General features: G+C 40.2%; 6 protein-coding genes. All 6 read left to right on the forward strand.

Translation table 11 applies throughout. The annotated features are described in order from the left end of the window. Positions 1–33 precede the first annotated feature (33 nt). The 6 genes from flgG (at position 34) to ICN35_RS03210 (ending at position 6,675) form a co-directional block, all read left to right on the forward strand. The gene (gene flgG / locus ICN35_RS03185) at positions 34–822 is read left to right on the forward strand and encodes a flagellar basal-body rod protein FlgG (RefSeq protein WP_088526011.1); all 789 of its coding nucleotides are present in this window, start codon (positions 34–36) and stop codon (positions 820–822) included. A 5-nt stretch (positions 823–827) separates the two neighbouring features. Then, the gene (locus tag ICN35_RS03190) at positions 828–1,505 is read left to right on the forward strand and encodes a flagellar basal body L-ring protein FlgH (protein ID WP_216124231.1); all 678 of its coding nucleotides are present in this window, start codon (positions 828–830) and stop codon (positions 1,503–1,505) included. Between the two features lie 120 nt (positions 1,506–1,625). Next, the gene (locus tag ICN35_RS03195; protein ID WP_240553885.1) at positions 1,626–2,702 is read left to right on the forward strand and encodes a flagellar basal body P-ring protein FlgI; all 1,077 of its coding nucleotides are present in this window, start codon (positions 1,626–1,628) and stop codon (positions 2,700–2,702) included. Positions 2,703–2,713: 11 nt separating this feature from the next. Further along, positions 2,714–3,733 carry a flagellar assembly peptidoglycan hydrolase FlgJ gene (flgJ, locus tag ICN35_RS03200; RefSeq protein WP_216124238.1) on the forward strand — a complete coding sequence of 340 codons (1,020 nt, stop codon included), beginning with the start codon at positions 2,714–2,716 and terminating at the stop codon, positions 3,731–3,733. Between the two features lie 74 nt (positions 3,734–3,807). Further along, the gene (locus ICN35_RS03205) at positions 3,808–5,934 is read left to right on the forward strand and encodes a tetratricopeptide repeat protein (protein WP_216124240.1); all 2,127 of its coding nucleotides are present in this window, start codon (positions 3,808–3,810) and stop codon (positions 5,932–5,934) included. Between the two features lie 57 nt (positions 5,935–5,991). After that, the gene (locus ICN35_RS03210) at positions 5,992–6,675 is read left to right on the forward strand and encodes a glycosyltransferase (protein WP_216124242.1); all 684 of its coding nucleotides are present in this window, start codon (positions 5,992–5,994) and stop codon (positions 6,673–6,675) included. The last annotated feature ends 470 nt before the right edge of the window (positions 6,676–7,145 follow it).

Below are 7,145 nucleotides of genomic sequence, written 5' to 3' on the forward strand. Positions count from 1 at the left end.
GTGTCAAGATGCACCTAAATTAAAGGAAATAAGATGATACGCTCGCTCTGGATTTCAAAAACTGGCCTAGAAGCACAACAAACTCAAATGGACGTAATCTCCAATAACTTGGCGAACGTGAGTACTTCTGGCTTTAAAAAATCACGTGCGGTGTTTGAGGATTTACTCTATCAAACTCTACGTCAGCCTGGTGCACAGTCATCACAACAAACCCAACTCCCTTCTGGTATGCAAATTGGTACTGGTGTAAAGCCAGTCGCAACTGAGCGCATCTTTACGCAAGGTAACCTACAGCAAACCAGCAACAATACTGATATCGCGATTAACGGAAGTGGCTTTTACCAAGTATTGATGCCTGATGGCACAACCCAATATACCCGCGACGGTAGTTTTCAGATTAATAGCACTGGTCAGTTAGTGACTTCTAGTGGTTATACCGTTCAGCCACCGATTACGATTCCAGCAAATGCTCAAACTGTTACGGTTGCAGCCGATGGTGTCGTTTCCGTTACCTTGCCAAATACCGTGGCACAGACCCAGGTTGGTCAAATTCAGTTAGCAACCTTTATTAACCCAGCTGGCTTGAGTGCTAAAGGTGAGAACCTCTACGCCGAAACTGCTGCTTCTGGTACACCAAATCCATCAAACCCTGGTGCGAACGGTACTGGTGTTTTAGTACAAGGTTTTATTGAAACCTCTAACGTGAATGTGGTTGAGGAGATGGTCAATATGATCCAAACCCAACGCGCTTATGAAATCAACAGTAAAGCGATTACAACATCCGATCAAATGTTGCAACGCTTAGCTCAATTAGGCGGCTAATCCAAATGCGTTTAATGTTTAATTCTTGCAACTCCGCTATCAAGCTTGTTAGTACTGTCTCGGTACTATCCATCTTAGGTGCGTGTGCCGTGACGCCTTCGACCATTACTCAAAACCCTGGTCCCGGTACTGCACGTCAATTCAATATGCAGAATGCTCCTGGAACGATCTATAGCACTGCAAGTTACCGCCCCATCTTTGAGGGTAATCGTGCCCGTGGTGTAGGTGATATCGTGACTGTGGTTGTTGCTGAAAGCACCACATCTAAAACGACTTTAAATAATTTATCTTCTAAAACCTCTTCATCTACTGCTACCGCAAAAGATCAGTTTGGCAATACGATTAGTCCAACTTGGAGTTGGGCTAACAATCTTTCTAATGAAAATAAAGGTGGAGGCCAGCAAGACAACACCTTTACGGGAAGCATTGCTGCGACTGTGCTTGAAGTATCGCCAACAGGTTACTTAACTGTAGCAGGCGAGAAGCAAATTGGCTTTGATGAAGGTGCCCAGTTCATTCGTTTTTCAGGAACCGTAAATCCAAAAATGATTACTGTCAACAATACAGTGGATTCCAATACTGTAGCTGATGCCCGTATCGAATATCGTACTAATAACACCATGGATAGTTCTTACATGGCAAGTTCGATCACCCGTTTTTTCAAAACTATGATGCCTTTCTAATTACTTATGTTATTGCCAACCAGAACCCACCGTTTTTCATTATTTAGAGCAGATAAAGCTCCGCAATGGCAAAAAAGCCTAGTGGCATTCTTGGTAGTCTGCGCTGGTGTTTTGGCAAGCATGGTGATTGTTCCTGCAGCGCAAGCAGAGCGCATCAAAGATTTGGCTAATATTCAAGGCGTTCGTAGTAACCAGTTAATTGGTTATGGTTTGGTGGTGGGCTTAGATGGTACTGGTGACCAAACTACCCAAACCCCATTTACTCTTCAGACTACTTTGAATATGTTGCAGTCATTAGGCGTCACACTGCCGCCAGGTACCTATTCACAAATTCAGTTAAAGAACGTTGCTGCAGTTATTGTGACTGCCAACTTGCCGCCATTTGCGCAAATTGGTCAGAACTTAGACGTGACTGTTTCCGCTATGGGTAATGCCAAAACACTGCGAGGTGGCACACTTTTATTGACCCCTTTAAAGGGTGCTGACGGACAGGTCTATGCAATGTCTCAGGGCAACGTGGTGATTGGGGGCGCAAGCGCATCTGCTAACGGCAGCTCTGCAACGATTAACCAACTCAATGCCGGCCGTATTTCAGCAGGAGCAACCGTTGAAAGAACCATTCCGAGTAATTTGTTGGGCATGGAAATGGTCAGTCTTGAGTTAAGAAGCTCAGACTTTTCTACTGCCAGCATTGTGACTGCGGCCATTAATAAGCGTTTTGGCAAGCCCATTGCTTTTGCCCAAGACTCTAGAGTGATTCAGATTGATCCGAATACTGTCGAGAACGGTAATCGAGTGCAATTCTTAGCTGCCTTAGAAAGTATCGACGTCATTCCAGCCAAGGGTGAGGCGAAGGTCATTCTTAACGCAAGAACAGGTTCCATTGTGCTTAATCAAACGGTTGAGCTAGAGAACTGTGCAGTAGCGCACGGTAACTTGACTGTGGTGATCAGTACAACACCAGTAATCAGTCAGCCAAGTGCATTCTCGAATACGGGCAATACGGTTGAGGCGAAGGTATCTCAAGTGAGCCTGAACCAAGACCCAGGTAATGTGATTCAGTTAGCTGGTGGTGCATCATTATCTGATGTGGTTCGCGGACTCAATGCTGTTGGTGCCACACCACAAGACTTGGTCGCCATCTTGCAGGCTATCAAAGCCGCTGGTTCGCTACGTGCTGAGCTTGAGATTATTTAAGCAACACCACCATGGCATTGCCTAGTAACTCTATTTCAGCGTCTGATGTCAGCAATCAACTGGCATTGGATACTAATAGCCTATCTAGTCTCAAAAAATCTGCTAAAGAAAATTCTCCTGAAGCTATAAAGGGAGTCGCAAAGCAATTTGAGGCGATCTTTATCAATATGATGCTCAAAAGTATGCGAGAGGCTAGTCCACAGGATGGTGTCTTTAATACTGAGCAAAATAAACTCTACACCTCCATGTTCGACCAACAGTTGAGCCAAAAACTCTCGTCAGGCAAAGGCATTGGCTTAGCCGACGTCTTGGTTAAACAGCTCAGTAAAGCCGCAGGTATACAAACCGATGCGATCAAGCCAGGGGATGAACCCATTAGCTCAAAAGCACTAGGTCTAAATCGATTTGATCCCAATATCAGTTCTAAGGTATCTGCCTATACCTCGGTAGCATCCATGTATGGCAGCACTAAGCCTACTCCCTCATTTATGGATAAAGTCTCCAAACTCTTTAGTTCGCTCGAAGATGCAGGTGACGCAATGGCTTCTTCAGTGGGCAATGCTGTTAAAGAAACCGTTAGCTCATTTACGAACAAAATGTCTAGTTATGCGCAGCAAGCCAGTAATGCTACCGGACTACCAGCGCAGTTTATGTTGGGTCAAGCCGCACTAGAAACGGGTTGGGGTAAAAAAGAAATCAAAGGCGCTGATGGTACCCCCAGTAGTAATCTATTTGGTATTAAGGCCAGCGGGAATTGGACGGGTAAGACTGTTTCTGCAGTCACGACTGAATTTATCAATGGTGAGAAGCAGACCAGAGTTGAAAAATTTAGAGCCTACGACTCTTATGCAGACTCATTTAAAGATTTCGCGAACCTGATTTCGAGTAACCCGCGTTACCAGAATGTCTTAAACAATCTGAGTAACATCAACAGTTATGCCGATGCAATGGCCAAAGCAGGGTATGCAACTGATCCTGATTACGCAAAAAAACTGGCCGGTGTTATTAAGAAAGTTGGTACTGGTTCATAGTTCAATGGGATCTCTTTAAATATATGCCTCCTCCAAGCACCGTTCTGAGAAATCAAGCAGTCAATACCAGTAGGATGTCGACACAAAAATCAAAAGTTTCAAAGTTGATAGAGGATGGATTTGGCCAAATTAAATTAGGCCAATTTGATAAAGCGAAGCAATTCTTTTTGAATGCCTTAAAAGTTCAGCCTAATAATTCTTATTGTTTGGGAATTACGGGTGCAATATTATTGAGACTTAAGAATTATTCCGAGGCTAATGAATATTTACTACAAGCGATTAAAGTCGATCCCAATAATGCAGAAGCTCATTGTAATCTGGGTATTGTTTTGCGAGAACTAAAGCAGCTCGAATATTCACTTGAAAGTTACGACAGGGCTATTAAACTTAAGCCTGATTATGCTCAAGCATACAATAACCGTGGAAATGTTTTATTGGATCTTAAGTTGCTCGATTTAGCGCTTGCTAGTTTTGAAAAAGCAATCCAAATTAATCCTAATTATGCTGAAGCATACAATAATCGCGGGAATATTTTACGAACGCTAAATAATTATGAAGAGGCGGTCATATGCTTTGAAGCAGCTATTAAAATCAACCCCAATTATGCTGAAGCTTTAAGTAATCTCGGAAACATATTACAAGACCTACACAAATTAGATCAAGCTTTTGAGAGTTACAAAAAGGCAATAGATATAGATCCTAATTATGCGCATGCCCACAGTAATTGTGGAAATATTCTGAATAAACTTGAGCAATATGATGATGCAATTAGAAGCTTCGATAGGGCAATTGATATCAATCCATATTATGCCGGTGCTTATAATAATCGTGGAGTAGCCTTTCACGAGCTAAAAAATTTTTCAGAGGCGATTCTAAGCTTTGAAAAAGCAATTGAGATTAATCCTTTATTTGTAGAAGCCCATAATAATTTAGGAGGTGCGTTAATTGCACTTGGTAAATTCAAACAGGCTATAACCTGCTATAACAAGGCTCTAGAGATCAATCCCGAGCATTCAGAAGCCCATATGAATAAGGCGATTGCTTTACAAGGACTAAAAGATTTTGATCAAGCTCTCATTAGTTATGAAAAAGCAATCAACATAGATCCGAATTATCTATCAGCCTATAAAAATCTCGGGGTTGTTTTGCAGGAACTTGGATTATTTGAAATGGCTCTTGCTGCTTATGATAGGGGGATTGAGATTGATCCCAGCGATGCTAAAACACGGAGCTATAAAGGAATGCTCATGCTCTCTCTAGGTCAACTGACAAAAAATAGTTGGTTAGATTATGAGTTTAGATGGAATACAAAGGAGATGAAAAATTCTTACATTAAAACTGAGAAACCTCAAATCAAAAGTATAGAGCCCTATTCCGAAGAAAAAATTTTAATTTGGAATGAGCAGGGTATTGGCGACCAGATATTTTATAGCTCTGTTTTACCTGAAGTTGTCGGGAGGATGCCAAATTCAATAATTTCAATTGACGAGAGATTAATTCCAATTTACAAGAGATCATTCCCAAAATTGAATTTCGTCAGTGGAAATAAAGATTTTTCTGAATTAGATTTTGAAGTGCACATCCCCTTAGGAAATTGCATGAAATATTTCAGAGATTCCTTAGAGCAGGTGGCTTTGAATGCTGGGCCTTATATTAAGTCAAATAATATAGAAGTAAGTGATATAAGATCAAAAATCAAACAGGGAAATAATTTGATATGTGGAATTACATGGCAGAGTAATAACGCTACTTTAAAAGAGTCAAAGTCAATTTCACTTTTTGATTTATTACCTGTACTTGAAATTCCAGGGATTACCTTTATAAATCTTCAATATGGGGATGTAAGTAGTGAAATATTACAATTAAAAAATTCTAAAGGGATAGAGATTATTGAATATCCTTTGATTGATAACTACCATGACTTAGAGGGACATGTAGATTTAATTGGGGCATGCGACTTTTTAGTAGGAGTTAGTAATAGCTCTGCCCATATCGCTGGATCGTTAGGCAAGGAAATGCACTTGCTTTATCCAAAAGGCAAGGGAAGTTTGTGGTATTGGGCCAATCAATTTAATGGCAAAAATATATGGTATCCAACAATTTCAATTTACCAGCAAGTAGATTTCAGTAATTGGGACAAGCCTATACAAATGGTACGGGATCATCTACTGAATGGGTCTCAAGTTAGATTAAGGCCATGATTACTAGACTTTATCTTTCAACCCACAAATCAAGTAAATAATTTCTAGAAGATGCTTATGAAAATAGATAAGATAACTATTGTTGTTGGTTTTGATCAAAGGGAGTCTATTCTGTATCATGCTCTTTGCCAGAGCGTCATTGATAAGTCATCTATGCCAATTCAGTTTATTCCGCTAGCATTAAATACGATGAATTTTTATGAAGAAAAACATCAAGATGGCAGTAATAAATTTATTTACAGTAGATTTTTGACACCTTATCTATGCAATTACGAAGGTATCGCGATCTATGTTGATAGTGACATGATTTTCAACTCTGATATTAAAAACTTAGTTGATTTATATGACGATAATCTTGCAGTTCAGGTTGTAAAGCATGACTATAAAACAAAGATGAAAGTCAAGTATCTTGGCAATAAGAATGTAGACTACCCCAGAAAAAATTGGTCAAGTTTGATAATGTTCAATTGCGGACATCCTTCTAATAAAATTCTAACTCCAAAGTTTATTCAAGAAAGTACAGGCTCATATCTACATCGATTTTCGTGGCTAGAAGAATGGCAAATTGGGGGTTTGCCGATCAGTTGGAATTGGCTTGTTACTGAATACCAAGACAATATAAATGCAAATTTAATTCACTATACCTTAGGGGCCCCCTGTTTTAAAGAGTTTAAAGAATGTGAAATGTCAGAATTTTGGTGGAACAATTACAGAAATCTGAATGAGGGAATAGAGAGTTAATTATCTTAAGGTCTGATAAGTGCTTTAAGTTTAATTATATTTAGCTTATCTTCGCTTGTGCTCGATGGGTTCAGGAGTTCTGCATGATCAGATCTCCAGCCATCAAAGAATCCCGGGTGATTATCTACTATTCGCATTTTAAATTGACTTGCAAAATTTTTATCCTTTAAGAAAACTCCGACATAATCATTTAGGCCCTCTACACCTTGTTTAGAGATGTAGGATTCTAGTAGCGTTGAGTCATACCCATTTCTTTTTCCCCAATTAATAAGGGCACTTCCGCTGTCAGGATAAAATCTCCAACAATCAACTGGGTATCTATGATATCTTTGGTTGAATGGTACTGACCTGTCTGGTTTTATCGGACCAATCTCATCTAGAAACTCTGGCTCCCGTTATTAATTCTTTTTGCCATCCAGCGACAAACTCTGTTGGGGTTTGATAATCCAAACTTGAGTGTGGTCTGACTA

Source organism: Polynucleobacter sp. es-GGE-1, assembly GCF_018882005.1.
Lineage (GTDB): Bacteria > Pseudomonadota > Gammaproteobacteria > Burkholderiales > Burkholderiaceae > Polynucleobacter.

Bases quoted from the DNA above. Each gene is read 5' to 3' on its own strand.
- flgG (WP_088526011.1), top strand. From the start codon at position 34: ATGATACGCTCGCTCTGGATTTCAAAAACTGGCCTAGAAGCACAACAA.
- ICN35_RS03190 (WP_216124231.1), top strand. From the start codon at position 828: ATGCGTTTAATGTTTAATTCTTGCAACTCCGCTATCAAGCTTGTTAGT.
- ICN35_RS03195 (WP_240553885.1), top strand. From the start codon at position 1,626: ATGGTGATTGTTCCTGCAGCGCAAGCAGAGCGCATCAAAGATTTGGCT.
- flgJ (WP_216124238.1), top strand. From the start codon at position 2,714: ATGGCATTGCCTAGTAACTCTATTTCAGCGTCTGATGTCAGCAATCAA.
- ICN35_RS03205 (WP_216124240.1), top strand. From the start codon at position 3,808: ATGTCGACACAAAAATCAAAAGTTTCAAAGTTGATAGAGGATGGATTT.
- ICN35_RS03210 (WP_216124242.1), top strand. From the start codon at position 5,992: ATGAAAATAGATAAGATAACTATTGTTGTTGGTTTTGATCAAAGGGAG.